Origin of the sequence: Sphingomonas citricola, assembly GCF_019429535.1 — a bacterium.
Classification (GTDB): domain Bacteria; phylum Pseudomonadota; class Alphaproteobacteria; order Sphingomonadales; family Sphingomonadaceae; genus Sphingomonas; species Sphingomonas citricola.
The window spans coordinates 302,246-327,333 of record NZ_JAHXZM010000004.1; the positions used below are offsets into that span (position 1 = coordinate 302,246).

General features: G+C 68.8%; 30 protein-coding genes and 1 tRNA gene. 18 read left to right on the forward strand and 13 right to left on the reverse strand.

Features of this window, described 5'->3' with window-relative positions:
• Positions 1-90: 90 nt before the first annotated feature.
• The 4 genes from KZ810_RS12085 to hemE form a co-directional block, all read right to left on the reverse strand.
• Positions 91-798, reverse strand: a complete 708-nt coding sequence (locus KZ810_RS12085; protein ID WP_219769355.1) for a YjbE family putative metal transport protein — start codon at positions 796-798, stop codon at positions 91-93.
• A 233-nt stretch (positions 799-1,031) separates the two neighbouring features.
• Positions 1,032-2,288, reverse strand: coding sequence for a transcription termination factor Rho (gene rho, locus KZ810_RS12090; protein WP_219769356.1), 1,257 nt, complete (start codon positions 2,286-2,288; stop codon positions 1,032-1,034).
• A 196-nt stretch (positions 2,289-2,484) separates the two neighbouring features.
• Positions 2,485-2,943, reverse strand: coding sequence for a CopD family protein (locus KZ810_RS12095; RefSeq protein WP_219769357.1), 459 nt, complete (start codon positions 2,941-2,943; stop codon positions 2,485-2,487).
• Complete coding sequence (gene hemE, locus KZ810_RS12100; protein ID WP_219769358.1) at positions 2,943-3,968, reverse strand: uroporphyrinogen decarboxylase; 1,026 nt, start codon at positions 3,966-3,968, stop codon at positions 2,943-2,945. Before hemE ends, KZ810_RS12095 begins: the two co-directional genes overlap by 1 nt.
• 305 nt (positions 3,969-4,273) lie before the next feature.
• On the opposite strand from hemE, the gene KZ810_RS12105 reads away from it, so the two are divergent.
• From KZ810_RS12105 to KZ810_RS12155, 11 genes are all read left to right on the forward strand, one after another.
• Positions 4,274-5,104 (forward strand): pyruvate, water dikinase regulatory protein, encoded by an 831-nt coding sequence (locus KZ810_RS12105; protein ID WP_219769359.1) that lies wholly within the window; start codon positions 4,274-4,276, stop codon positions 5,102-5,104.
• 44 nt (positions 5,105-5,148) lie between these two features.
• Positions 5,149-5,739, forward strand: coding sequence for a Maf family protein (locus KZ810_RS12110; RefSeq protein WP_219769360.1), 591 nt, complete (start codon positions 5,149-5,151; stop codon positions 5,737-5,739).
• 98 nt (positions 5,740-5,837) lie between these two features.
• Positions 5,838-6,647 (forward strand): shikimate dehydrogenase family protein, encoded by an 810-nt coding sequence (locus tag KZ810_RS12115; RefSeq protein WP_219769361.1) that lies wholly within the window; start codon positions 5,838-5,840, stop codon positions 6,645-6,647.
• Positions 6,644-7,246 carry a dephospho-CoA kinase gene (gene coaE, locus KZ810_RS12120; RefSeq protein WP_219769362.1) on the forward strand — a complete coding sequence of 201 codons (603 nt, stop codon included), beginning with the start codon at positions 6,644-6,646 and terminating at the stop codon, positions 7,244-7,246. The genes KZ810_RS12115 and coaE overlap by 4 nt, the downstream gene beginning before the upstream one ends.
• Before the next feature lie 10 nt (positions 7,247-7,256).
• Entirely contained in the window at positions 7,257-7,949 is a 693-nt protein-coding gene (gene dnaQ / locus KZ810_RS12125; RefSeq protein WP_219769363.1) for a DNA polymerase III subunit epsilon, read from the forward strand.
• A gap of 70 nt (positions 7,950-8,019) precedes the next feature.
• Positions 8,020-8,613 (forward strand): ribosome hibernation-promoting factor, HPF/YfiA family, encoded by a 594-nt coding sequence (gene hpf, locus KZ810_RS12130; RefSeq protein WP_219769364.1) that lies wholly within the window; start codon positions 8,020-8,022, stop codon positions 8,611-8,613.
• Between the two features lie 17 nt (positions 8,614-8,630).
• The gene (locus KZ810_RS12135; protein WP_219769365.1) at positions 8,631-9,095 is read left to right on the forward strand and encodes a PTS sugar transporter subunit IIA; all 465 of its coding nucleotides are present in this window, start codon (positions 8,631-8,633) and stop codon (positions 9,093-9,095) included.
• Positions 9,082-9,555 (forward strand): PaaI family thioesterase, encoded by a 474-nt coding sequence (locus tag KZ810_RS12140; protein ID WP_219769366.1) that lies wholly within the window; start codon positions 9,082-9,084, stop codon positions 9,553-9,555. Before KZ810_RS12135 ends, KZ810_RS12140 begins: the two co-directional genes overlap by 14 nt.
• Positions 9,552-9,887 carry a DUF1491 family protein gene (locus tag KZ810_RS12145; protein ID WP_219769367.1) on the forward strand — a complete coding sequence of 112 codons (336 nt, stop codon included), beginning with the start codon at positions 9,552-9,554 and terminating at the stop codon, positions 9,885-9,887. Before KZ810_RS12140 ends, KZ810_RS12145 begins: the two co-directional genes overlap by 4 nt.
• 165 nt (positions 9,888-10,052) lie before the next feature.
• Positions 10,053-10,706, forward strand: coding sequence for a cell wall hydrolase (locus KZ810_RS12150; RefSeq protein WP_258044820.1), 654 nt, complete (start codon positions 10,053-10,055; stop codon positions 10,704-10,706).
• Positions 10,707-10,759: 53 nt separating this feature from the next.
• Positions 10,760-11,254, forward strand: a complete 495-nt coding sequence (locus KZ810_RS12155; protein ID WP_219769368.1) for an MmcB family DNA repair protein — start codon at positions 10,760-10,762, stop codon at positions 11,252-11,254.
• 1 nt (position 11,255) lies between these two features.
• Here KZ810_RS12155 and KZ810_RS12160 read toward each other — a convergent pair whose 3' ends face one another.
• Positions 11,256-11,948, reverse strand: coding sequence for an ankyrin repeat domain-containing protein (locus tag KZ810_RS12160; RefSeq protein WP_308461544.1), 693 nt, complete (start codon positions 11,946-11,948; stop codon positions 11,256-11,258).
• Between KZ810_RS12160 and KZ810_RS12165 the strand changes: the two genes are divergently transcribed.
• From KZ810_RS12165 to KZ810_RS12175, 3 genes are read left to right on the forward strand one after another with little or no spacing between them, the layout of a single operon-like run.
• Positions 11,947-12,546, forward strand: coding sequence for an SCO family protein (locus KZ810_RS12165; RefSeq protein WP_219769369.1), 600 nt, complete (start codon positions 11,947-11,949; stop codon positions 12,544-12,546). The genes KZ810_RS12160 and KZ810_RS12165 overlap by 2 nt on opposite strands.
• Complete coding sequence (locus KZ810_RS12170; protein WP_219769370.1) at positions 12,543-12,977, forward strand: YcgN family cysteine cluster protein; 435 nt, start codon at positions 12,543-12,545, stop codon at positions 12,975-12,977. Before KZ810_RS12165 ends, KZ810_RS12170 begins: the two co-directional genes overlap by 4 nt.
• 24 nt (positions 12,978-13,001) lie before the next feature.
• A complete protein-coding gene (locus tag KZ810_RS12175; RefSeq protein WP_219769371.1) occupies positions 13,002-13,703 on the forward strand; it encodes a M48 family metallopeptidase in 702 nt (233 codons plus the stop codon).
• Here the strand turns inward: KZ810_RS12175 and KZ810_RS12180 are convergent.
• The 6 genes from KZ810_RS12180 to KZ810_RS12205 form a co-directional block, all read right to left on the reverse strand.
• The gene (locus tag KZ810_RS12180) at positions 13,652-15,832 is read right to left on the reverse strand and encodes a transglycosylase domain-containing protein (protein ID WP_258044822.1); all 2,181 of its coding nucleotides are present in this window, start codon (positions 15,830-15,832) and stop codon (positions 13,652-13,654) included. The two genes, KZ810_RS12175 and KZ810_RS12180, sit on opposite strands and share 52 nt — an antisense overlap.
• Positions 15,833-15,895: 63 nt before the next feature.
• Entirely contained in the window at positions 15,896-17,029 is a 1,134-nt protein-coding gene (locus KZ810_RS12185; protein WP_219769372.1) for an NAD(P)/FAD-dependent oxidoreductase, read from the reverse strand.
• Entirely contained in the window at positions 17,011-17,697 is a 687-nt protein-coding gene (locus tag KZ810_RS12190) for a methyltransferase domain-containing protein (RefSeq protein ID WP_373369162.1), read from the reverse strand. The genes KZ810_RS12185 and KZ810_RS12190 overlap by 19 nt, the downstream gene beginning before the upstream one ends.
• On the reverse strand, positions 17,694-18,776 hold the full coding sequence (locus KZ810_RS12195; protein ID WP_258044823.1) for a type III polyketide synthase: 1,083 nt from the start codon (positions 18,774-18,776) through the stop codon (positions 17,694-17,696). Before KZ810_RS12195 ends, KZ810_RS12190 begins: the two co-directional genes overlap by 4 nt.
• Before the next feature lie 123 nt (positions 18,777-18,899).
• Positions 18,900-18,986, reverse strand: a tRNA-Leu gene (locus KZ810_RS12200).
• 126 nt (positions 18,987-19,112) lie between these two features.
• Positions 19,113-19,841, reverse strand: coding sequence for a zinc-ribbon domain-containing protein (locus KZ810_RS12205; protein ID WP_219769373.1), 729 nt, complete (start codon positions 19,839-19,841; stop codon positions 19,113-19,115).
• Positions 19,842-20,021: 180 nt separating this feature from the next.
• Between KZ810_RS12205 and ftsE the strand changes: the two genes are divergently transcribed.
• The 4 genes from ftsE to KZ810_RS12225 are packed head-to-tail and all read left to right on the forward strand — an operon-like array spanning position 20,022 to position 22,804.
• On the forward strand, positions 20,022-20,726 hold the full coding sequence (gene ftsE / locus KZ810_RS12210) for a cell division ATP-binding protein FtsE (protein ID WP_219769374.1): 705 nt from the start codon (positions 20,022-20,024) through the stop codon (positions 20,724-20,726).
• Positions 20,723-21,589, forward strand: a complete 867-nt coding sequence (locus tag KZ810_RS12215; protein ID WP_219769375.1) for a cell division protein FtsX — start codon at positions 20,723-20,725, stop codon at positions 21,587-21,589. The genes ftsE and KZ810_RS12215 overlap by 4 nt, the downstream gene beginning before the upstream one ends.
• Positions 21,586-22,122 carry a YdcF family protein gene (locus tag KZ810_RS12220; RefSeq protein ID WP_219769376.1) on the forward strand — a complete coding sequence of 179 codons (537 nt, stop codon included), beginning with the start codon at positions 21,586-21,588 and terminating at the stop codon, positions 22,120-22,122. The genes KZ810_RS12215 and KZ810_RS12220 overlap by 4 nt, the downstream gene beginning before the upstream one ends.
• Positions 22,115-22,804: a lysophospholipid acyltransferase family protein gene (locus tag KZ810_RS12225; protein WP_219769377.1), complete on the forward strand. Its 690-nt coding sequence runs from the start codon at positions 22,115-22,117 to the stop codon at positions 22,802-22,804. The genes KZ810_RS12220 and KZ810_RS12225 overlap by 8 nt, the downstream gene beginning before the upstream one ends.
• A 108-nt stretch (positions 22,805-22,912) precedes the next feature.
• Here the strand turns inward: KZ810_RS12225 and KZ810_RS12230 are convergent, their stop codons facing one another.
• Both KZ810_RS12230 and hisC read right to left on the reverse strand, forming a co-directional pair.
• Positions 22,913-23,821 carry a prephenate/arogenate dehydrogenase family protein gene (locus KZ810_RS12230; RefSeq protein WP_219769378.1) on the reverse strand — a complete coding sequence of 303 codons (909 nt, stop codon included), beginning with the start codon at positions 23,819-23,821 and terminating at the stop codon, positions 22,913-22,915.
• Positions 23,821-25,008, reverse strand: coding sequence for a histidinol-phosphate transaminase (gene hisC, locus KZ810_RS12235; RefSeq protein WP_258044824.1), 1,188 nt, complete (start codon positions 25,006-25,008; stop codon positions 23,821-23,823). The genes KZ810_RS12230 and hisC overlap by 1 nt, the downstream gene beginning before the upstream one ends.
• Positions 25,009-25,088 lie beyond the last annotated feature (80 nt).

Below are 25,088 nucleotides of genomic sequence, written 5' to 3' on the forward strand. Positions count from 1 at the left end.
CCGATGATTGCGTGATGCCGACACGTGGCATGGCCGCATTGAACGCGCCGTGAACCCCCGGCGATCCACCGCCCGCCGCGCGAACGCCCCTCAGAAGAGCGACACGATCCCCGCGGTCTCCGGCGTCCCCGCCCACCCCTCGTAGATCATCTTGCCCGCGACGAACACGATCACGGCGAGGCCGATATAGGCGATCCAGCGATGCCGGTTGATGATCCGCGCGATGAAGTTCGCCGCCAGCCCCATCAGCGCGACCGACAGCAGCAGGCCAATCACCAGAATGCCCGGATGCTCCCGCGCCGCGCCCGCCACCGCCAGCACGTTGTCGAGGCTCATCGACACATCGGCGACCGCAACCGCCCAGGCAGCGGCAGCGAAGCTCTTCGCCGGCTTGATCCCCGATTGCTCGTCGGCCTCGTGCGCGCCGCCCTCGCGGATCTCGCGCCAGAATTTCCAGCTGACCCACAGCAGCAGCAGCCCGCCGGCGAAGATCAACCCAACGATCCCCATCAACCAGGTGACGATCAGCGCGAAAAAGATGCGCAGCACCAGCGCCGCACCGATGCCGATCAGGATCACCTTGCGCCGGTCCGCCGCGGGCAGCCCAGCCGCCAGCGCGCCGACGACGATCGCGTTATCGCCCGCCAGCACCAGATCGATCAGCAGCACCTGCCCGAACGCCGCGAGCGCGGTCGCATCGGTCAGGTTGGAGAAATCGGCCACGACATGCTGCCAGATGTCCGAGAGCGACCCCGGCCCGGCAGCCGCCGCAGCGGAAAGAATGGTGGCGAGGATCACGCTGGCTGCTCCCGGTTCATGGCTCGCGTCATAGCGAAACTGCCGCGCGCGCCAAGCGGGTCAGACGCACTAGCCGCAGCCGCGATCCGCCGGACATGGTTCGATACAATGGGAGAATGGGGAGGGGGGGCGCCGCGGGCAGAGCCCGCGTCGTCGGTCGGGCGCGGTCTGCACCGCACCCGCCGGCCGTACCGGTGCGAGTCCTGCCGCGGCACGCGGCAGGCCGCATCCGGTTACTGATTCATGCTGTCGAAGAAATCGGCGTTGGTCTTCGAATCCTTCATCTTGCCGAGCAGGAACTCCATCGCGTCGACGGTGCCCATCTGCATCAGGATGCGGCGCAGCACCCACATCTTGGACAGCTGCCCCTTGTCGACCAGCAGCTCTTCCTTGCGGGTACCCGACTTGCCGACGTCGATCGCGGGGAAGATGCGCTTGTCCGCCACCTTGCGGTCGAGCACGATCTCAGCGTTGCCGGTGCCCTTGAACTCCTCGAAGATCACCTCGTCCATGCGGCTGCCGGTATCGATCAGCGAGGTCGAGATGATGGTGAGGCTGCCGCCTTCCTCGATGTTGCGCGCCGCGCCGAAGAAGCGCTTGGGCCGCTGGAGCGCGTTCGCGTCGACACCGCCGGTCAGCACCTTGCCCGAGCTAGGCACCACCGTGTTATAGGCGCGGCCAAGGCGCGTGATGTTGTCGAGCAGGATGACGACATCCTTCTTGTGCTCGACCAGCCGCTTCGCCTTCTCGATCACCATCTCGGCGACCTGGACGTGGCGCGTCGCGGGCTCGTCGAAGGTCGACGACACGACTTCGCCGTTCACCGTGCGCTGCATGTCGGTGACTTCCTCGGGCCGCTCGTCGATCAGCAGCACGATCAGGAACACCTCGGGGTGGTTGACCGAGATCGCGCGCGCGATGTTCTGCATCATGATCGTCTTGCCGACGCGCGGCGGCGCGACGATCAGGCAGCGCTGCCCCTTGCCGAGCGGCGCGACGACGTCGAGCACGCGGCCCGACTTGTCCTTGATCGTCGGGTCCTCGATCTCGAGCTTCAGCCGCTCCTCGGGATAGAGCGGGGTGAGATTGTCGAAGTTCACGCGCTGGCGGACGCGCTCGGGGTCCTCGAAATTGACCTGGGTGATCTTCACCAGCGCGAAATAACGCTCGCCGTCTTTGGGGCCGCGGATCTCGCCCTCGACCGTGTCGCCGGTGCGCAGCCCGTGCTTACGCACCTGGTTCGGGCTGACGTAGATGTCGTCGGGGCCGGCGAGGTAGTTCGCCTGCGCCGACCGCAGGAAGCCGAAGCCGTCGGCGAGCACCTCGATCGTGCCCTCGCCCATGATCTGCTCGCCGTTTTCCGCCTGGACCTTCAAGATCGCGAACATCAGGTCCTGCTTGCGCAGCGTCGAGGCACCCTCGACGCCGAGCTCCTCGGCCAGCTGGACCAGCTCGGCGGGAGCCTTCTTTTTCAAATCTTTGAGATGCATCTAATCGCGTCCGATGTGATCGGGGAACAAGGGGAAGCTGGTTTCGGCGGAAAGAGGAAGATCGCTCGAGAAACAAAGCTGTAAGGAGGCAGCAGGGCGCGGACGCGCCTCTACCGTGCGAGTGACCTATGATCGGCCGGGAGCCAAGTCAAGCGCGCCGATCCGCGCGCCCGACCGCGTCCCCGCCGCTGTCGTGTCAGAACGGCTTCACGATCACCAGGATGACGATCAGCGTGACCGCGAGCGCGGGGATCTCGTTCATCATGCGCAGCGCCTTGTTCGACACGCCCGCGCGACCTCGCGCCAGCTTGCGCGCGTAGCCGACTGCCCAGCCGTGGTAGCCCGACAGCAGGACCACGATCAGCAGCTTCGCGTGGAGCCAGCCGAGCCCGGGCACGCCCGCGAGCAGTCCGGCATTGATCGACAGCAGGATGCCCAGCACCCACACGACGATCATCGCGGGCGTCAGGATGATGCGGCGCAGCTTGTTCTCACGGTCGGTCCAGCGCGCCGCCTCGGCCGCGTCCGCCAACCCCTCCTGATGATACACGAGATAGCGCGGCAGCATGAACAGCCCCGCCATCCAGAAGATCACGAAGATCAGATGCGCCGCTTTGACCCACAGATAGGTCGCGCCCAGAAAACCCGGTTCCATCACGCACTCCTTAGCACGGCGAGCAGCCGTTCGACATTGGCGATCGGCGTGTGCTGCCCGATGCCGTGCCCCAGATTGAAGACGTGCGGGCGCCCCTCGAGCGCCGCCAGGATCGCTCGCACACCGTCATCCAGCGCCGGTCCGCCTGCTTCGAGCAGCAGCGGGTCGAGATTGCCCTGCACCGGCATCCCGGCCGGCAGCACGCGGTTCGCCCAGGTGGGATCGACCGTCTCGTCGAGCCCGATCGCATCGGGCGCGACCCCCGCGGCATAATCGACCAGCTTCGCGCCCGCGCCCTTGGGAAAGCCGATGATCGGTGTGCCTGGGTGTCGCGCGCGCAATGCGTCGACGATCGCGCGATTGGGTCGGATCACCCAGGCGTCGAATTGCACCGGGCTGAGCGACCCCGCCCAACTGTCGAACAGTTGCACCGCCTCGACCCCGGCCGCGATCTGCCGCGACAGATATTCGACCGTCAGCGCGGCGACCCGATCGATGATCGCACCGAAGCGCGCGGGATCGCGGTAGGCGAGCAGCCGCGTCGCACCCTGATCCTTCGACCCTGCGCCCGCCACCATGTAGGTCGCGACCGTCCACGGCGATCCGGCGAAGCCCAGGAACGTCGTCTCGGCGGGCAGCATCGCCGCGACGCGCTCGACGGTCGCGTAGACGGGATCGAGCCGCGTCAGATCGGGAGTCAGCGCATCCGGAACGATATCGACCAGCGCGGGCGCCAGTCGCGGGCCTTCGCCCGCCCCGAACGTCAGATCCTGCCCCAGCGCCCAGGGCACCATCAGGATATCGCTGAACAGGATCGCGCCGTCGAACTCGAAGCGGCGGATCGGCTGCACCGTCACTTCGGCCGCCGCCACCGGATCGGTCGCGAGCGCGAGGAAGCCGCCCTTCTCCGCCCGCAGCGCGCGATACTCGGGCAGGTAGCGCCCGGCCTGACGCATCAACCACACCGGCGGACGCGACCGCGCCTCACCTTTCAGAACCGCGAGCAGGGGCTTGGAGCCGGACAATCGGGCACTCCTTCTTCAATAGAAGAATCTAAAATGAGGTTGTTGATGTTGTTGGCGTGTGGGCGCCGGGGATTATGCGTTCGCACACTTAATGCCAACAGATTGACTCGTGTGACTCGGCGATTCCGCCGGGATTCGATTCAATCGCCACCACGACTCACACCCTGTGGACAAATCGGGGCGGCGTTGGCGGGATTGTGGACAAGTGCCGGTTTATCCACCGCGTCCCGCCGGCTTGGCGGGTCGGCCGAGTTACGCTAGCCCCCATCCCCATGTTGTCCACAGATCGATCCTGACGCGCCCGCATGGTTCGGCTCCACCTGCACCTGCTGTCGGATTCGACCGGCGAGACGCTGGAGAACATCGCCAAGGCGGCGCTCGCGCAATATGACGACGTCGAGACGGTTAGGCATTTCTGGCCGATGGTCCGCACCGAAGCGCATCTCGACCGCATCCTGCAGGAAATCGCGCAGAACCCCGGCCTCGTCATCTTCACGCTCGTCAATCCGCAGACGCGTCGCGCGCTGGAAAGCCGCTGCCACGCGCTCGGGTTGCCGATGGTCGCGCCACTCGATCCGGTGAACGACGCGCTGTCGGGGCTGCTGGGGCAGCAGGCAAAGGCACGCCCGGGTCGCCAGCACGTGCTTGATGCTGCCTATTTCGCGCGCGTCGACGCGATCCAGTTCACGATCGCGCACGACGACGGGATCGCGTGGGAAGAATGGGAAGAGGCCGATATCGTGCTGGCAGGCGTCAGCCGGTCGTCGAAGACCCCGACCTCGATCTACCTCGCCAACCGCGGCTACAAGACCGCGAACATCCCCGTCGTGGTCGAGAGCCCGCCGCCGCCGCTGCTCTACCAGTTGAAGAATCCGCTGGTCGTCGGGCTGACCACCAGTGCCGATCGGCTGATCGCGATCCGGCGCAACCGCCTGCTGTCGCTCAACCAGACCCCGGAAACGGACTACGTCAATCAGGACGCGGTCGCGCGCGAGATCGCGTTCGCGCGGCGGATGTTCGCCGACAACGGCTGGCCGGTGATCGACGTGACGCGCCGCTCGATCGAGGAAACCGCCGCGGCGATCATCTCCTTGTGCAACGAACGGCGCGGCGGCGCCGTCAGCCCACGCGACTGACGGCGCGTGGCCGACCCTGTCATCATCATGGTAAGCATCAGATCTTGAGCATCATCCTCGCTTCGCAGTCCGCCTCGCGCACCGCCATGTTGTCGGCCGCGGGCGTCCCCTTCACCGCCGAACCCGCGCACGCCGACGAAGCGGCATTGAAGGCCGCGATGGCGGGCCGCCTGCCGCGCGACGTCGCCGACGCGCTCGCCGAGCTGAAGGCGTTGAAGGTCTCGGCGCGTCATCCCGGCAGGTTGGTCCTCGGCTCGGACTCGCTCGCGGTGCTCGACGACGGCACGATCCTCGACAAGCCGCGCGACCGCGCCGACGCGCGCGATCACCTGCGGCGGATGTCGGGCAAGCGTCACGATCTCGTCAGCGCGGCGGTGATCGCGCAAGACGGCCGCCCCGTCTGGCGCCATGTCGAGGCAGCGCGGATGTTCGTCCGCCCGCTGTCCGACGCCTTCGTCGACGCCTATCTCGATGCCGAATGGCCTGCGATCGCCGGCTGCGTCGGCTGCTACCGGATCGAGGGACCGGGCGCGCAATTGTTCAGTCGCATCGAGGGGAGCCAGTTCACCGTGCTCGGCATGCCGCTGCTTCCCGTGCTCGGCTATCTGCGCGACCGCGGCGCGCTGGCGTCGTGACGCGCACGCGCATGCGTCCACGCGCACACGCGCACACGCGCACGTAGGGGTGTGACCTTCGTGACTTTCCAGCTTTCACCGACGGACCAGACCATTCGATGACCAAGCCTTATGCCGAAGTGATCGGTGATCCGGTCGCGCATTCGAAATCGCCGCTGATCCATCGTTTCTGGCTCGATCACCTCGGCATCGATGCCGATTATCGCGCGACCCGCGTCGCGCCGGACGATCTGCCGGCCTATTTCGCGGATCGCGCCGCCGACCCGCTGTGGCGCGGCTGCAACGTGACGGTGCCGCACAAGGTCGCGGCGCTCGACCACGTGCCCGACCCCGGTGACGTGCGCGCCTCGATCGGGGCGGCGAACACCGTGTTTCGCACGCCGGGCGGCCTGGCGGCGACCAACACCGATGCCGCGGGTTTCCTGTCGCCGATCGCGGACCTCGACCTTGCCGGGAAGCCGGTCGTCATCGTCGGCGCGGGGGGCGCGGCGCGCGCGATCCTGTTCGCCTTGTCGAAGGTCGGCGTCGGCCCGGTCACCCTGCTCAACCGCACGCCGTTGAAGGGCGCGGCATTGTTGTCGACGTTCGGGTTGAAGGGGCAGGCGTTGCCGCTCACCGCCAAACTTCCGCCCGCCGCGCTGCTGGTCAATGCTTCCACGCTCGGCATGACCGGTCAGCCGCCGCTCGACCTCAACCTGCTGGCGCTGCCCGCCGACGCAATCGTCTACGACATCGTCTACTCACCGCTCGAGACCGAGCTGCTGACCCAGGCGCACGAGCGCGGGCTCGACACGATCGACGGGCTCGACATGCTGGTAGGGCAGGCCGCGCTCGCGTTCGAGTTGTTCTTCGGCCAGGCGGCACCGCGCGAGCACGACGATCAGTTGCGCGAACGGTTGCTCGCGTGAGCGCGCCCGTCATCGTCGGGCTGACGGGTTCGATCGGCATGGGCAAGTCGACCGTCGCGCGGATGTTCCGCGACGAAGGCGTGCCCGTCTTCGATGCCGACGCCGAGGTGCATCGGCTTCAGGGGCCCGGCGGCAAGGTCGTCGCGGCGATCGAGGCGCGCTTCCCCGGTACCACCGGGGCAGGGGGGGTCGATCGCGGCAGGCTCGCCGCCGCGGTACTCGGCGACGATGCCGCGATGAAGGCGCTGGAGCGGATCGTCCACCCCGCGGTCGGGGTCGAGCGCGCGGCGTTCCTCGCGGCGCATGCCGATGCCGATCTGGTCGTGTTCGACGTGCCGCTGCTGTTCGAGACCGGCGGTGATCGCGCCGTCGACGCGGTGGTGGTCGTCTCGGCAAACGCGGAGGTGCAGCGCGCGCGCACGCTGTGCCGTCCGGGGATGAGCGCGGAGAAGTTCGACGCGATCCTCGCGCGGCAGATGCCCGACGCGAACAAACGCGCGCGCGCCGACTTCGTGGTCGCGACCGACACGACGATCGAGGAAACACGCGCCCAGGTCCGCGGCGTCGTCGCTTGCCTCCGCGCGCGGGAAGCACGATAACCGTTCCCCCATGCGCGAGATCGTCTTCGATACCGAAACAACGGGCCTGAGCTTCGCCGGCGGCGACCGGATGGTGGAGATCGGCTGCGTCGAGCTTTTCAACCGGGTCGAGACCGGGCAGACATTCCACGCTTATTACCACCCCGAACGCGACATGCCCGAGGAGGCGGCGCGCGTGCACGGCCTGCGGATCGATTTCCTGTCGAAATTTCCGGTGTTCACCGCGGGGGTCGACGCGCTGCTGGAATTCATCGGCGACAGTCCGCTGATCGCGCACAATGCCGGGTTCGACTTCTCGTTCCTGAACGGCGAGCTGGAGCGCTGCGGGCGCAACCCCGTCTGCCGAACGCGCATGATCGATACGTTGCAGATCGCGCGCAGCCGTCACCCCGGCGCGAAGCACACGCTCGACGCCTTGTGCAGCCGTTACGGCGTCGATCGCTCGCACCGCGTCCTCCACGGCGCGTTGCTCGACGCGCAATTGCTCGCGCAGGTATATGTCGAGCTGCTCGGCGGGCGGCAGATCGGGCTCGGGCTCGTCAGCGAGGTGCCGGTCGAGGTGGTGGAGATCGCCGCGCCCGCGCCGCGCAAGGTGCGCGTCCCGCGCGCCTTTCATGCCAACGCGGCGGAACTGGCGGCGCACGCAGCGTTTGTGAACGGAATGAAAGAGCCTTTGTGGGGAGTGGCCGAGAGCTCTTCGTAAAAGGGGCCGTCGCGTCCGGTTGGCGCGGATGGCGGGGTCGTCCTGGCCCCGTGTCGAGCAGGAGAAGACAATGGATATCCGGACCAATGGTCACCAGGTTTCGATCGGCGACGCGCTGAAGAGCCATGTCGAGGACCGCCTCCAGGGTATCGCCGACAAGTATTTCTCGCGCGCCATCTCGGCCGAGGTGACCTTTGGCAAGGGACCGCACGATGTCGGTTTCCGCTGCGACATCGTCTCGCACGTGATGCGCGGACTGGTACTGAAGGGCGCGCACGAGGCACATGACGCGCACCTCGCCTTCGATGGCGCCGCGGAGAAGATCGAGAAGCAGCTGCGCCGCTACATGCGCCGGTTGAAGGATCGCCACGCGATGCACGTCGAGGCGGAAGCCGAGCAGGAGCGTTCAGGCTACGACAATGCGGGTTACACCTTGTTCGCCGAGTCGGTTTCCGACGAGGAAGACGACAACGACGCGCCGCTGGTGATCGCGGAAACCCGCGTCGACGTCCCCGACGCGAGCGTCTCAGACGCGGTGATGATGCTCGACCTGCGCAATACCCAGGCGCTATTGTTCAAGAACGCGGGCACCGGCGCCTACAACATGGTCTATCGCCGCGGCGATGGGACGATCGGCTGGGTCGAGCCGCAGCGCGGCGGCTGATCCGACCAGCGACTTCGATGGATCTCAGCGACCTGTTGCTGCCCGAGCTGGTGGCGGTGGACGTGTCCGCCGCCATCAGGAAGGCTGTATTCACGCAGATCGGCGCGCTCGCCGCGCCGGTGCTCGGGTTCGACGCGCGCGTGATCGGTGACGCGCTCGCCGCGCGCGAGAAGCTCGGCTCGACCGCGTTCGGCGGCGGAGTCGCGATCCCGCACGCGCGGATCGACGGGCTCGACCGGCTGGTCGCGGGGACGGTCCGGCTCGCACAGCCGATCGATTTCGGCGCGGTCGACGACGCGCCGGTCGACCTGCTGTTCGTGCTGCTCTCGCCGCCCAAGGCGGGGGCCGATCATCTGAAGGCGCTGGCGCGGATCGCGCGACGGGTGCGCGATCGGGCGCTCGTTGCCAAGCTGCGCGGCGCGGGTTCGCGCGATGCGATCTGGGCATTGCTGACATCGGACGAGACGCGTGACGCGGCCTGATCGTGCGGCACCCGAGGGCGCGGCGGCGCATTTCCGCGCGCTCGAAGCGCTGTATGCGGCGGCACCGGTCAATCACCTGTTCGAATCGCGGCTCGAGGTGCCCGAGGTGGGCGTGTCGCGCATCCATTTCGCGGTCGATCGCCGTCATTTTCATGCCGCCGGCGCGGCGCACGGTACCGCTTATTTTAAGATGCTCGACGACGCGGCATTCTACGCCGCCAACAGCCTCGTCACTGACCGTTTCCTGCTCACCACGCAGTTCAGCCTCAACCTCACGCGGCCGCTCGGCGAGGGGCCCGTCGTCGCCGAGGGGCGATGGATCAGCGGGCAGCGGCGCGTCTTCATCGCCGAGGCGCGGTTGATCGCCGCCGACGGCGAGGAGGTCGCGCGCGGCACCGGCACGTTCATGCGGTCGCGCATCGCGCTTGCGGGGCTACCAGGCTACGGGGCCGCGGCATGAGTGGACGATTACCGACCCACGTCGCGGTCGGCGCGTTGGTGCGCCGCGTCAACGACGCGGGCGGGTTAGCGGTCGTCCGCGCGCGCGGCGAGGCACAGACCGGGGCAATCCTGTTGCTGATCGACGACGGCGACACCGTTCGCGGGCTGGAGCGGTTCCGTGACCTCGACGATCGCGAGTCCCTGGTGCCGGCGGGGCCGACCGCCGCGACGGGCGCGGCGATGGACGAATATTGGAAGAAACGCCGCGTCTCCGACCCCGATCTGTGGGTCGTCGAACTGATGATCGCACAGGCCGAACGGTTCGCCGCTGAAACGATCCTGGCCGATTGACCCGCCGACGTTCGCGGGGAAAGAGCGGTTCATCAACTAAACGCGTTGTGCTGCGCCGGTGTGCGATGCCGGACGGTTACGCAGTCGGGGGGATCCCGGCGGTGGTGTGATCGCTCGCCGATCGCGTGCGCCGTTCGTGTACTCACCGCATGATGTAGACGATGAATGACATTTCGGAAGCGCGCTGCAACGGTTGCGGCGACTTTGATCTCTCTGGCCGGGCTGGCTTTTCACAGCACCGCCAGCTTCGCAGCAGAGGCCCCGGCTCTCGTCGCGAAGGATCAGACTTCCAAACAGATCACCGTCGTCTCGGTTCCCGCGGTTTCCTATTTCGTTCAACAGCTTCCCACCCAGCCGGCGGTGGCGCAGGACCCAGCCTTCGCCCCGGACGCGGATGAGGACGACACCGTCGCCTATCCGACGCTCGCCGCCGCCGTCGCCGCGCAGGACGACGAAACCGACGACGAACAACTCCGCTGCCTCGCCGGCGCGATCTATTTCGAGGCACGCGGCGAACCGCTGAGCGGTCAGCTCGCCGTCGCCGAGGTCATTCTCAACCGCGCCAACTCCGGCCGCTTCGCCAAGAGCGCGTGCGGCGTCGTGACCCAGCCGGGTCAGTTTTCCTTCGTTCGCGGTGGACGCATTCCCGACGTCGCAGAAAACGGCCGCTGGCGTACCGCGGTCGCCGTCGCCAAGGTGGCGATGAAGGATGCCTGGGACAGCGATGCCGCGAAGGCGCTCTATTTCAACGCGGGGCGCTCGCCCAATCGTGGTCTCGTCCGCGTCGCTGCGATCGGCAACCACACCTTCTATCGTTGAGCTTACGCGCGGCCGACTAGCCTGCGTTCACCGAATGTTCTAAACGTTCGGCCATGCTGCAACCCCCCGCTACCTGTCAGGATTCGGCAACCGATACGCTCTGCGCCGCCGATGTCGCGCGGGGCGTGACCCGCATGTTCCTGCGCCACGATCTGGTCACCATCCACGAAGTACCGCTGGAGGGGGGGCGCCGCGCCGATCTGATGGCGGTCGATGCGCGCGGGCAGCTCGTGATCGTCGAGATCAAGGTGTCGCGCGCCGACCTGCTCGGCGACGCCAAATGGCAGGATTACCTGCCGCATTGCGATCGTTTCTACTGGGCGGTGCCCGCGGGTTTCGATGCCTCGCCGATCGACGGGCCCGCGTTTCTTCCCGAGCGGACCGGGGTGATCATCGCCGACCGCTACGACGCCGAGATCGTCCGCGAGGCGCGTACCGATCCGCTGCCCGCGCACGTCCGCAAACGCTGTACGCTCGCCTTCGCACGCCGTGCGGCACGCCGGTTGATCGCGCACGCCGACCCCGAGGCGATGCAGCTCGGCGGCTGATCTAGCGCAGCGTCGGCCCCGCCACGGCGCGCGGTTTGGCGGCCGGCGTCTCCGCCAGCACTTTCAGGATCGGCGCCGCGCGCGGATCGGCCTTGGCATAATCGCGTGCCGACATGCCGGCGACGTGATCGCTCTGATCGGGGTTTGCCCCGGCGGCCAGCAGCGAGCGCACGAGCGCCAGATCGCGGCGCTGCACCGCGCGGATGATCGGCGTCTCGCCGCCCGAATTGCCGAGGTTCGCATTGGCCTTCACCAGCGCGAGAATGTCGATCAGCCCCGGCTCGCCTTCCTGAACCGCCAGCATCATCGGCGTGTTGCCGGCATTGTCGCGGATATTGGGATCGGCTCCCTTTGCCAGCAAATAGCGCAGGTACGTCGCGTCGCCGCGCTTGACGACGATGTGCAGCGCGGTCTCGCCCGAGGTGACGTCGCGGGTATTGACGATCCGCTGTCCCGGCTGCTCGACGAGCTGCGTTACCGTGTTGCCGTCGCCGCTGCGCACCGCCTGGAGGAACTTGTAGCTGGCCGACTGCTGCTGCGCGGCCGCCGGAAGCGCGAGGATCGCGGCGGCGGCGAATAGGGCGGAACGGAACATGGGGCTCCCCGGCTTGATCGTATGGCGGCTGGCAACGAACGCCTTGGCGAACATGCACTTGCTCCCCATCGTATAACCGATCAATGCTGGACGCACCATGTACATGCCCCGAATGATGCTCGCCCCGGCCGCGCTGCTCGCGGCGGCGCTGTCGGCCTGTTCGTCGGCGCCCGAACAGCAGTCGGTGGCCGCGCCGCCGCTCGCGGGGGCGCGGATCGGCGGGCCGTTCGCGCTGATCGACCAGAACAATCGCGCGACGACCGACCGTGATTTCGCGGGTCGCTATCGCATCATGTATTTCGGCTACACCTTCTGCCCCGACATCTGTCCGACCGACGTGCAGAATATCGGCGCGGCGATGCGGCTGCTGGAAAAGTCCGACCCTGCGCTCGCCGGGAGGGTGGTGCCGATCTTCGTCAGCATCGACCCCGCGCGCGATACGCCCGCGGTGCTCAAGCAGTTCGTCTCCGCCTTTCACCCGCGGCTGGTCGGGTTGACGGGTAACCCGCAGGAGATCGCGCGCGTCGCGAAGAAATACGGCATCTTTTTCGCGCGCGGGAAGGGCAATGCCGACGGTTACCTGATGGAGCACAGCCGGCAGATCTACCTGATGGATCCCGCAGGAAAGCCGCTCGCGCTCTTACCCGAGACGCCACCGCAGGCGATGGCGGACGAGATCACGAAGTGGGCGAAATGAGCACGCGCTTCTGGGAGGACACGCCGCTGTCGAAGCTCGACCGCGCGCAGTGGGAGGCATTGTGCGACGGCTGCGGCAAATGCTGCCTCCACAAGCTCGAGGACGATGAAACAGGTGAGCTTTACGCCACCAATGTCGCGTGCCGCCTGCTCGATCGGCGTAGCGGGCAATGCTCGAACTACCGCAATCGCCGTGCCTATGTGAGCGAATGCGTGCGGCTGACCAACGGCAACGTCGACCAGATCGACTGGCTGCCCTCGACCTGCGCCTACCGCCTGCGCGCGAATGACGAACCGCTGCCCGAATGGCATTATCTCGTCAGCGGCGACCGTGAGGCGGTGCACCGGGCGGGCGAGTCGGTGCGCGGCTGGACCGTTAGCGAGGATGACGCGGGCGATCTCGAAAACCACATGGTCGATCGCCGGTTGTGAGGCGGTTCGCGTGATCCGCGCGGGATGAGCGAGGCGATCGACGTCGTTCGCCACGCACGCGCGCGGCGTGCGAAACTGTCGTTCGATCCGACGACGGGGCGATTCCGCCTGACTATCCCGAAACGTGCGGCACTCGCACCGCTGATGGCCTGGGCGCGGTCGCTCGACGCGTGGATCGCCGAACAGCGCGCCGGCTTACCCCAACCGCGGCCATTCGTGCCCGGTGCCACGTTCCCTTTCGATGGTGCGACGATCACGATCGCGTGGGGCGCGGATGCCGCCCGCCGGGTCGAGCGTCACGGCGATCAATTGATCGTCGGCGGCCCGGTCGACCGCGTCGAGGCGCGGGTCGCGGCGTGGGTGAAGCAGCAGGCGCTCGCCTTGTTGACCGCCGACACGCGCCACTATGCCGAACGGGCCGGCGTGGCGGTGACGCAGGTCGGTGTCGGTGATCCGCGCGGGCGATGGGGTAGTTGCGCGTCACACGGCGCGATCCGTTATAGCTGGCGGCTGGTCCTCGCCCCGCCCGAGGTGCGACGCGCGACCGCCGCGCACGAGGTCGCACACCGCGTCCACATGAATCACGGCCCGGAATTTCACGCCTTGGTCGAGACGCTGTTCGGGCGCGACCCGACGCCCGAGCGGCAGTGGCTACGCCGTCACGGCGCGGCGCTTCACTGGTACGGACGCTCGTCGAGCGAGGGATCGGAGCCGCGTGCGGGGTAGCGCCGCTCGGCGGGCTGCGCGTCGCCGCGTGGCTGCCGCGGCGCCGGGGCGTCGCTGCGTGGCGCGACCGGGGGCGGGGCCGCCCGGCTTGGGTCGCGGCGTCCGTTGGTGACGCGGTCGATCCATTCCTGGTCCAGCCGCTGCTCGTCACCCTCGACCGCGGGTGCTTCGGTGTCGGGCACGCGCCGCGTATCGATCACCTCGTCCCCGCCGCCGGGTATCGGATTGCCGTCACCATCGACGAAGGTGCCGTTGTCGGGTGAGCCGAAATAGGCTTCCTCGTCGGGCTCGAGCTGCCATTCGGGCAGGGTCACCTTGGTGTCGAACTCTTCAATCGGGCGCTTGGCGACTGCGTGGCCCATGAAGGCGGCGAACGCCTTCGCGGGCGCGGTGCCGCCGTGGAGCCCGGCGACCGGCCGCGCGTCGTCGCGCCCCATCCACACGCCCGTCGTCAGCCCCGATGAGAAGCCGAGGAACCAGCCGTCCTTGCCCGACGAGGTTGTGCCCGTCTTGCCCGCGACCGGCCGTCCGATCTGCGCCGCGCGTCCCGTGCCGGTGTTGACCGCGGTCTGGAGCAGGTCGGTCATCCGCGCGGCGACGTCGGGTGCGACCAGCACGTGGCTGCGGTCGACCTCGTGCGTGTAGATCGTCTCGCCGTCACTCGTGACCTTGGTGATGGCGTAGGGAGTGACTGCGACGCCCTTGTTGGCGACGCTGGCGAAGGCGCGCGTCATGTCGATCAGGCGGACCTCCGAGGTGCCGAGCACCATCGAGGGGTGGGTGTTGACGCGCGTCGTGATGCCGAACCGGCGCGCCATGTCGGCCACCGTCTGGAACCCGACCGCCTGCCCCAGCTTCGCCGCCACCGTGTTGAGCGAATAGGCGAACGCGGTCCTGAGCGTGACCTCGCCCGAATTGCGACGCGAGTCGTTGCGCGGGCTCCAGCCGTCGATCGTGACCGGCGCGTCGACTTCCTTGTCGTCGGGCGTCTTCCCCGCCTCGATCGCAGCGAGATAGACGAACAGCTTGAACGCCGAGCCCGGCTGGCGCACCGCCTGCGTCGCGCGATTGTAGATCGAGCTGACGTAATCGGTGCCGCCGACCATCGCGCGCACCGCGCCGTCGCGGTCGAGCGCGACGAGTGCACCTTGCGCACCCTTGGGCACATTCTGCTGGATCGCGGTATCGGCGTCGCGCTGCATGCCGACGTCGAGCGTCGTCCACACCTCGAGCGGCTTGACCGTCTCGTCAATCAGCAACTCGAGCTGCGGCAGCGCCCAGTCGGTGAAATAGCGCACGCTGTTTTGGCGCGGCGCCGGGGCGAGCTTGACCGCCTGCGGATCGGCGGCGGCCGCCTGCGCCGGGGTGATCGCGCCGGTTTCGCGCATCGTCTCGATCACCACGCCCGCGCGGCCGACCGCGGCCTCGGCATCGGCGGTTGGCGAATAGTTCGACGGCGCCTTGACTAGGCCAGCGATGATCGCGGCTTCCGACAGGCTCAGGTGGTTCGCACCGTGCCCGAAGAAACGCCTAGATGCAGCGTCGATGCCGTAGGCGCCGCCGCCGAAATAGACCTTGTTGAGATAAAGCTCGAGGATCTGGTCCTTGGAAAATTTCCGCTCAATCGCGAAGGCGAGAATCGCCTCGCGGAACTTGCGCCCGAACTTCTTCGCCGAGGTGAGGAAGATGTTGCGCGCCAGCTGCTGGGTAATGGTCGAGCCGCCCTGCGTCCAGCGTCCGCGCCGGACGCGCACGTCGACCGAACGCGCGACACCGATCGGGTCAACCCCTAAGTGGCTGTAGAAGCGGCGATCCTCGACCGAGATCATCGCGCGCTGCATGACCGCTGGAATGCGATCGATCGACAACCATTCGCCGTAGCTCGGCCCGAGCGAGACGATCACCGAGCCGTCGGCGGCGTGGACGCGGATCATCTGCCCGTTGGGCGACGATTTCAGGTCCTCGAAGCTCGGTAGTTGCGAGCGCGCGACATAGACCGCGGTGACGAGCGCACCGAGCGCGACGAGCGTGAGCACGACGAGCAACTTCCACGCGATCGACCAGCGGCGGCGCCACGGCGAGCGGGTCTTGGAGCGAGAACGCAAGCGGGAAGGACGGGCAGCGGCCATAAACGTCGGCCGTGGCGAATAAAGGCTTGAGCGATGCTTAACAAGCCGGCGACGATCATCGCATCACCGGCAAAATCGTGCGGAGCGGCGGGGGGTTAGGCCACGCGACGGGGGGAGCATCGGGACGCGGGTCACCGTCGCGACCGCGGCAAGCGCGCCGGGTACGCGCGCCAGTAGCGGCAACACAGGCGCAGCCCAGCGCCGATCGGCGAGCGACCAGACCAGCCCGGCGTGGCGCAGCGGCGCCGCAACCGCGCGCGCGAACTGCCGCTGCCACGCTGGCGAGCCCCCCGGACCCATGTCGAGGAACGCCTGCGCACTCGACAGCCCGCTGGCGAGCGCGATGCCGATCCCTTCGCCCGCGAGCGAGGGGATCACCGCAGCCTGATCGCCGAGCCGAAAGATGCCGGGCGTGGTGTCTCCGGTGCGCCAGCCGTAGGGTACGTTGGCGACCGCGTCGATCACACCCCAGCCGCCTGACAGCCGATCGGCGAGCGCGGGCGAGGCCGCCGCGAGTTCATGTAGCAGTGCGTCCGGGCTGCCCGCCGCCCGCAACCGTGAGCGATGCACTGCCATGCACGCGTTCGCGCTGCCGTCTTCCTGCAGCACGATGCCGCAATAACCGCGGTTGAACAGGTGCAGCTCGATCGCGTCACCGACCGCGGCGCGCAAGCCGCGCGAAGGCGCCAGCCGCACGCGCAACCCGAGCGTCGGATCGCTGCCGCGAGCCTCGGCGGGGCGTGCGAGCCCGCGGACGTCGTGCTTGCCGCTGGCGAGCAGCAACGCGTCGGCGGTGATCGTCGCGCCGTCGCCGGTATGGACCGCGTGGCCGTCGATCGCGCGCACGGTGACGCCGCGCTCTATCCTGGCCCCCAGCGTCTCGGCGCGCGCCTGCAGCACGGTGTCGAGGCGGTGGCGCGACACAGCGAGTGCGGGGCGGGGCAACATCGCCTCGCCGCATCGCCCGCCTGCGAACACACGCGCGCGCGTGATCCGCGCGGGATTGAGCGCGTCGGCGTCGACGCCGAGCTGTTCGAGCGTCGCGATCGTCCGCCAGCTGACGAACCCGCCGCACAAGGCGTCGCCGGTTTCGCGCGTGCGTTCGACCACGAGCGGTCGCGCACCTGCGTGCGCGAGCGTGATCGCCGCGGCAGTGCCCGCGGGGCCTGCGCCGACGATCAGCGGCTGCTGACGCATAACCGGAACGGGAAGGCGGGAAAGACGCGCGCATCGACGCCCGCTTGGGAAAGGAGCGGCTGCCATTCGTCGGGGCGGTAGCTCCGCGCGATCGACAGATGGCCGTCGTGGCGCACGATGTCGTGCCACCCGAACAGCCGCGCGAGGAGTGGCCATCCCGCATAGGCGAAGCGGTGGCGGTGGAGGTCGTTGATCAGCCAACCGGCCTGCGCGTGCGCCGCCATGAAGCGCAGGAACGCGACGAGCTGGTCGGTCGTCATGTGGTGCGCGACCAGGCTGGAGACGATGAAGTCCCAGTGCTCGCCGGCCAGATCGGCGTAATCGCCGGTGCGGTAGTCGATCGCGACCGCAGCCGGCGTGTCGGCGCGCGCCGCCGCTTCGCTGCGCGGATTGAGGTCGATTCCGACAAGATCGAAGGTGATGCCGCGACGCGCACCCCAGCGCGCGATCCGGCGCAGCATGTCGCCGTCGCCGTAGCCGACGTCGAGCAAGCGGTAATGCCCGCCCGGCCGCGTATGCGCGGCGAGAAAGGCGAGCGTCGGGCGCGCCGCCATCGTCACGACGTTCACCTGCGCCAGATCGCGCACGACCGCGGCATAGGTGTCCGCGGGCAGATCGTCCGCATCCATCAGCTCGTCGCCGATCGCGCGTTTGGCGAGCGTCGTCACGCGCTCGGTCCGAACGCGAAGCCCTCCGCGGCGAGGCCGGGGCCGAAGGCGAGCGCGACGCCGCGGCGTACCTCGGCGCGCGCCAGCACGCGGGCGAGCACGAACATCAGCGTCGCCGACGACATATTGCCGTTGTCGACCAGCACCGCGCGCGAATCGGCGAGTGCCGCGGGATCGAGCGCGAGTGCGTGCTCGACCGCGTCGAGGATCGAGCGCCCGCCGGCGTGCACCGCCCAGGCATCGATCTCGTCCGCGGGCTGCCCCCCGGTGATCTGCGTGACGAGCGCCAGGTCGGCGAGCGCGGTCGCGATCCGACCCGGCACCTCGCCCGACAGATGCATCGCGAAGCCGGTGTCGGTGATGTCCCAGCGGATCAGCCGATCCGATTCGGCGAGCGTCGTCGCGAACGGTTGCCCGAGCGCCAGACCGTGCGGCTCGGACGAAACCAGCGCGGCGGCCGCGCCATCACCGAATTGCAGCATCGCGAGCAGCGGCTCGATCTCGTCGACCGCCTGGAGATGGAGCGTCGATAGCTCCACGGTCACGACCAGCACGCGCGCGTCGCGTTCGGATCGCATGATGTGGCGCGCGGTGCGCAGCGCGGCGACCGCGGCGTAACAGCCCATGAAGCCGATCAATGTCCGCTCGACCGACGGCTCGAGGCCGAGGCGGCGCGCGATGATCTGGTCGATCCCGGGCGCGACGAACCCCGTACAGCTCGCGACGACGAGGTGCGTCACGCCGTCGAGCGCGACCTGTTCGCGCAAGCGCGCCACCGCGTCGAGCGCCAGCGCGGGCGCCGCCTCGGCGTAGATCGTCATGCGTGCCGCGGTGCCGGGGTGCGTCGCGCCAGCGTAGAAGCCACCGTCCCCTACCGGCGATCCCGCCGCCTCGGGCAGCACCGACCAGCGATGACCGATCGCGGCGCGCCCCGCCATGCGATCGAACACCCGCTGCTCGCGCTCAGGCAGACGCGCGCGCGCCCAGCCGATGAACGCCTGATGGATGTCATGGCCGGGAACGGCGGTGCCGATCGCGTTCAGGTACACGGCAGGAAGATCGGGCGACGCCATCGTCATCAAACGCGGCTGCCCGACGTTCGGGCCCGAAGCAGGGCGATCGACTGCGCCGCCGGCGATGAACGCCCTATCATCGGGAAGCCCGATCCGCTCGGGCGATCAACACTGCTCGAGAGCAGAAAATGGTGCGGTCGAGAAGACTCGAACTTCCACGGCCTTTCGGCCACAACGACCTCAACGTTGCGCGTCTACCAGTTCCGCCACGACCGCACACAATGTTCACCGGGCGGACCCGGCGACTGGCAGGAGCGGGCCTCTAGCAAAGCCGTTGGCGCGTGGCAACGGCGATTGTGCGGGTGCGATCACCTTTCGTGCCTGACAGAAGATCTGAGTTCGTCAGCTCGCCTCACCGACGAAGCTGAGGTCGAGCCGCTTCGACGAAGCGGGTACGTCGACCTGCGCCGAGTTGAAATCGATCGCGCCGTTCGCGGGCAGCGTGCGTTGCTGCGGGGTGATCGTCCAGCTGAACACGACGCGGCCGTTTTCATCGCGCAGGTCGGCGCGCAGGTCGGGGACGCGCTGCGCCGCGTAGGACGGATTGGTGATCCGCCCGCTGACCGCGAACAGCTCGGATCCGTTGGTCATCTGCCGCCGCTCGATCGGATTGTCGACGATGCGCAGCGGCGATTGCGCCGGGCCGATGTTGAACCCTGCCTGCTGCGCGAGGCCGGGTGCGGTGGTCCACAGGATCACGCCGACGAGCGCGAGCATGATCAGCCCGGCGGCGATCGACGCGATCGTGCGCACCCGCGTCATGTTGCGTCGCGGGCGGAACGGGGGGCGGTGGGCAAACGCGTCGAAGCCCGCCTGCGCCGGGGCGGCGTCCACCTCGACCACGGGGGATGGCGCATAGGCGGCGGGGGCGAAACCGGCGACGGCGGGCGTCGGCGAAACCGCGGGTGCTTCATTGCCAACCAGCGCCGGGGCGGGCGCCGCGGGGAGGGCGGGGCCTTCCTGAAACCAGCTATGCCGGCAGTTCGCGCATCGTACGGTGCGCCCGGTCACGCCGACCGCGGAATCGGGGACGATGTAGCGGGTGCGGCATTCGGGACACTCGAGGATCATGACGCCACGCTTACGGTTATCGTAACCAACGTAAACACCTCACGTGGCACGCTGGCAAGTATCGGTTGCGAAACGGCATCGGCGATCGTGCTTGCGACGCGAACGGGGAGCGTGCGACTTGATGAAGGGACGCGCGCTGTGCGATGGCGGGCGTGTTCAGCGAAGGGATGTCGCCGGCCGGTGGCCACGATCGTGCAGTTCGAGAATGTGGGGCTGCGCTACGGGCAGGGGGACGAGGTCCTGTCCGACCTCAGTTTCTCGCTAACCGCGGGCGAATTCTATTTCGTGACGGGGGCGAGCGGAGCGGGGAAGACCTCGCTTCTGAAGATGCTGTATCTCGCCCAGCGACCGACGCGTGGGGCGATCCACTTGTTCGGGACCGATGTCGTGACGCTGCCGCGCCAGCGTATCCCCGGGTTTCGCCGCCGGATCGGCGTGGTGTTCCAGGATTTCCGGCTCGTCCCGCACCTGTCGTTGGCGGACAATATCGCGCTTCCCTTGCGGATTGCGGGCGTGCTGGAGGACGAGGTCGACGAGGCGGTGTCGGAAATGCTCGCCTGGGTCGGGCTGACCAACCGCGCGCAGGCGCGTCCGTCGACGCTGTCGGGCGGCGAGCAGCAGCGCGTCGCGATTGCGCGCGCGGTGATCGGCCGCCCCGAGATACTCGTCGCGGACGAGCCGACCGGCAACGTCGACGAGGCGATGGCCGACCGATTGTTGCAGCTGTTCGCGTCGTTGAACGGGCTCGGCACGACGCTGGTGATCGCGACGCACGACCTCCAGCTCATCTCGCGCGTGCGATCGGCGCAGATGATGCGGATCGACGACGGGCGGCTGCTCGATCCGACCGGCATGCTGCGCCATCCGCCGGGGCGGCACACGTGAGCGCGGCGAGCACGCGTGTTCTCGACACCGCGCGAACCGGGCGCGGGATGGTGTGGGTCATCGCGGTGATGCTGTTCCTGACCGTGCTGGCGACCGCGGGCGGGATCGGCACCGCGCGCGCGACCGGCGCGGTCGGTGTGCAGGTGGGCGGGCGGGCGACCGTGCAAATCGCCGCGGCCGACCCAGGGCGGCGCGAGGCGACGGCGGGCGAGGCGGCATCGCTGCTCGCCGGGGTGGCGGGGGTCAGCGGCGTACGTGTCGTGCCGCGGGCCGAGATCGCGCAACTGCTGAGCCCGTGGCTGGGTGGGGACGCCGACGACGTCGACCTGCCGATCCCGGTGCTGGTCGACGTGACGCTGGCGGACGCCGGCGCCGCGCAGCGCGTCCGCCAGGCGCTGGCATCCTTGCCCGGCGCCCGGCTCGATCTGCACAGCCAGGCGCTGGCGCCGGTCCGTGCCTTTCTGCGGACGATGAGCATGCTCGCGACGTTGCTGGTCGCGATGATGCTCGGCGCGACCGCGTTCGTCGTCGTGCTGGCGGCGCGCGCCGGGCTGGAGGCGCACCGCGGCACGATCGAGGTGATGCACATGCTGGGCGCGACCGACGTGCAGGTGGCGCGGCTGTTCCAGCGGCGATTGTCGCTCGACGCGGCGCTGGGTGCGGCGGTGGGGGGCGTGGCCGGATTGGCTGCGGTCGCGCTGCTGGGGGCGCAGGCGAGCGCGCTCGGGTCCGAGTTGCTCGGCGCGGTGACGCTCGGCGCGATGGGCTGGGCGGCGCTGGTCGTGCTGCCGTTCGGGTTCGTCGCACTTGCCGCGACCGTTGCGCGGCGCGCGGTGGTGCGCAGCCTGGGGCAGATGCTGTGATCCGGCGGCTGGTCGGGCTCGCGCTGATCGTCTGGGCGCTGGGGTTCGCCTTGTTCGCGGTGACGCTGCCGCAGCCGGCGAGCGGCGTGCGGACCGACGGGATCGTCGTGCCGACTGGAGCGGCGGGGCGGATCGACCGCGGGCTTTCGCTGCTGGAGGCGGGGCGCGCGCGGCGGATGCTGGTGACGGGCACGGCGCCGGGGGTGCGCCAGCAGGATCTGGTGCGCACCTATGGTTACGCGGCGACGTTCGCGTGCTGCGTCGATCTGGGCGAGCAGGCGGTCGACACGCGTTCCAATGCCGAGGAGATCGCGGGCTGGGTCGCCGAGCATCGCTACCGCTCGGTCCGGCTGGTCACCTCCAACTGGCACGCGCGGCGCGCGGCGATGGAACTGGCGCAGTCGCTCGACCCGCAGGTGTCGGTGGTGATCGACGGGGTGCCGAGCCAGCCGAGCCTGACGCAATTGTTGAACGAATATCACAAGTTGCTGCTGCGCCGCGCGGTGCTGTGGTGGGAGAGTTGGCGTGGGTGACGTGGTGCGGACCTGGGTGTTCCGCTTGTTCTTCGCGATCGGATCGCTGATCGTGGTGCTGTTAATCCCGTTCGTCGCGCTGTTCGGGCAGCGCGTGATGATCGCCTATTCGCACGGCTGGGCGCGGTACCACACGCTGATCGCGCGGTGGATCATGGGGGTGCGCGCGCAGATCGGGGGGGCGGCAATCCCCGATGGCCCGGTGCTCTACGCCGCGAAGCACGAGGCGATGTACGAGACGCTCGAGCTGCCGTACCGGCTGGGCGGGCCCGCGGTCGTGATCAAGCGCGAGCTGGCGCAGATCCCGCTGTGGGGATGGGCGGCGCGCATCTACGGCGCGCTGCCGGTCGATCGCGAGGCGTCCGCGAAGGCGCTGCGGCAATTGATGACCGACGCCGCGGTGTTCAAGGCCGAGGGGCGGTCGGTGATCGTGTTCCCCGAAGGCACCCGGATGCCGCACGGCGAGCGTCCGCCGCTCCGTTCGGGGTTCGCGGGCCTGTACCGCGCGCTCGGCTATCCGGTGGTGCCGATCGCGCTCGACAGCGGGAAGCGCTGGCCGCGCAAGGGACACGCGCATTCGGGGCCGGTCCGCGTGCTGATCGGCGAGGCGATCCCGCCCGGGCTGCCGCGGCGCGAGGCCGAGGAGCGGGTGCACGCCGCGATCAACGCGCTCAACGACTGAGCGCGGAAGGTCACTAAGGTCGCACTGATCGCGCGCGCCCGCGCGCCCGGAGCATGATGTCAAATAGCGCCGCCGGGATAGGCGCACTGGGGGCGTGTAGGACAGCCCCTAGTCGTGTTTGCGGCCGAAATCGGCGGCGGCGTCATCCTGGCCCTGGTCGACGATCGAGCGGCGGATCGCGCGGGTGCGCGCAAAACGATCATACAGCGCGTCGCCGTCGCCCCAGCGGATCGCGCGCTGCAATTGCGACAGGTCCTCGGAGAAGCGTTGCAGCATGTCGAGCACCGCGTCCTTGTTCGACAGGAAAACGTCGCGCCACATGACGGGATCGGACGCGGCGATGCGGGTGAAGTCGCGGAAGCCCCCCGCGGAGAATTTGATCACCTCGCTCTCCGTCACCTGTTCGAGGTCGTCGGCGGTCCCGACGATCGTATAGGCGATCAGGTGCGGCAGGTGGCTGGTGACGGCGAGGACGAGGTCGTGGTGGTCGGGCGCCATCTGCTCGACCTCGGCCCCCAGACGCCGCCAGAATTCGGCAACACGTTCGACGCCGGTGGGATCACTGTCGGCGAGCGGCGTGACGATGCACCAGCGACCGCGGAACAGCGTCGCGAAGCCCGCGTCCGGCCCACTCTGCTCAGTGCCCGCGACCGGGTGCGCGGGGATTACCTGCGCGGGCGGCAGGTGCGCAGTGAGCGCGGCGGCGACCGATGCCTTGCAACTGCCGACATCGCTGACGATCGCGTCGGCGGGCAGCTCGTCGGCGATTTCGGCGGCGACCGCTGCCATCGCGCCGACCGGCACGCACAGGATAACGAGATCGGCGTCGGTCACCGCCGCGCCCGCGGTATCGGTCACGTCGTCGGCGAAGCGCAGCGCACGCGCCGCCTCGCGCACCGCCGGGCTCGCGTCATGCCCGGTCAGGCGGACGCTCGGCATATAGTCCCGCACCGCGCGCGCGATCGAGGAGCCGATCAGCCCGAGCCCGATGACCGTCACGCGCGCGAAGGGAAGCATTAGCCGCGCTCGATGCCCTGATCCGCCGGGGTGGCGTGCTTAGGCGAGGCGTGCTGCTCGACCAGCGCGCGCAAGGCAGCGGCGACGCCGCGCGTCTCCTCCTCGGTGCCGATCGTGATGCGCAATCCTTGCGCGAGGCCCTGTCCGGGCAGCCAGCGGACGATGAAGCCTGCGTCCATCAATCCCTTGTACGCGGTCTCCGCGGTCAGCTCGCCTTCGAACACGACGAGGACGAAGTTCGCTTGGCTGGGGATCGCGCGCAGGCCCGCGTTGCCGAGTCGTGCGACCTCCTGGTTGAACCACGCGCGCCACTCGGCATTGTGAGCCCGAGTCGACTCGACGAACGCCTTGTCCTCGATCGCGGCGACAGCGGCGCGCTGCCCGCCGATCGTCACGTTGAAGGGCAGGCGGATGCGGTGCAGCGCCTGGATGATGTCGGCGTGCGCGTAGCCCCAGCCGATCCGCTCCGACGCGAGCCCGTGAATCTTCGAGAAGGTGCGCGTGACGAGCACGTTCGACGCGGTGCGCGCGAGGTCGAGCCCGCCGTCGTCGTCGGCGGCGTCCAGATACTCGGCATAGGCCTGATCGAGCACGAGCAGGACGTGGCCCGGCAGTGCGGCGTGGAGGCGCGCGATCTCGCCCCTGGGCGCGAACGTGCCGGTCGGGTTGTTGGGGTTGGCGATATAGACGACGCGGGTGCGGTCGGTGACGGCGGCGAGCACCGCATCGACGTCGGTCGCATAGTCGCGATCGGGCGCGATCACCGGGGTCGCGCCGACGCGCCGCGCCGCGATCTCGTACACCGCGAAGCCGTAGCGCACGAAGATCACTTCGTCGCCCGGCCCCGCGAACGCGCCCGCGGCGAGATGCAGGATCTCGTCCGACCCGTTGCCGTAGATGATGCGCGCAGGATCGAGGTCGAACGCCGCGGCGATCGCCTCGCGCACCGGTGCGGCGCTCGCGTCGGGATAACGCTCGAGCGTGTCGGCGGCGGAGGCATAGGCCACGCGCGCGGCGGGCGAGGTGCCGAGCGGATTCTCGTTCGACGAGAGTTTCGCGACCGTGCGCCCGTCGTCGGTGGTCGAGCGACCGGGGATATAGGGCGCGATGTCCATCACCCATTGCTTGGGCGCGGGAGCGGACGGCGCGATATGGGTCTGGCGAGCGGTGTTCGCGGTATCGGTCATGGCGCGGAGGCTTAGAGCGCGGCGCGGGCGGGGGAAAGCATGTCGTGCGATTCGCCGGACATGGGCGGGGGCGGCGATGA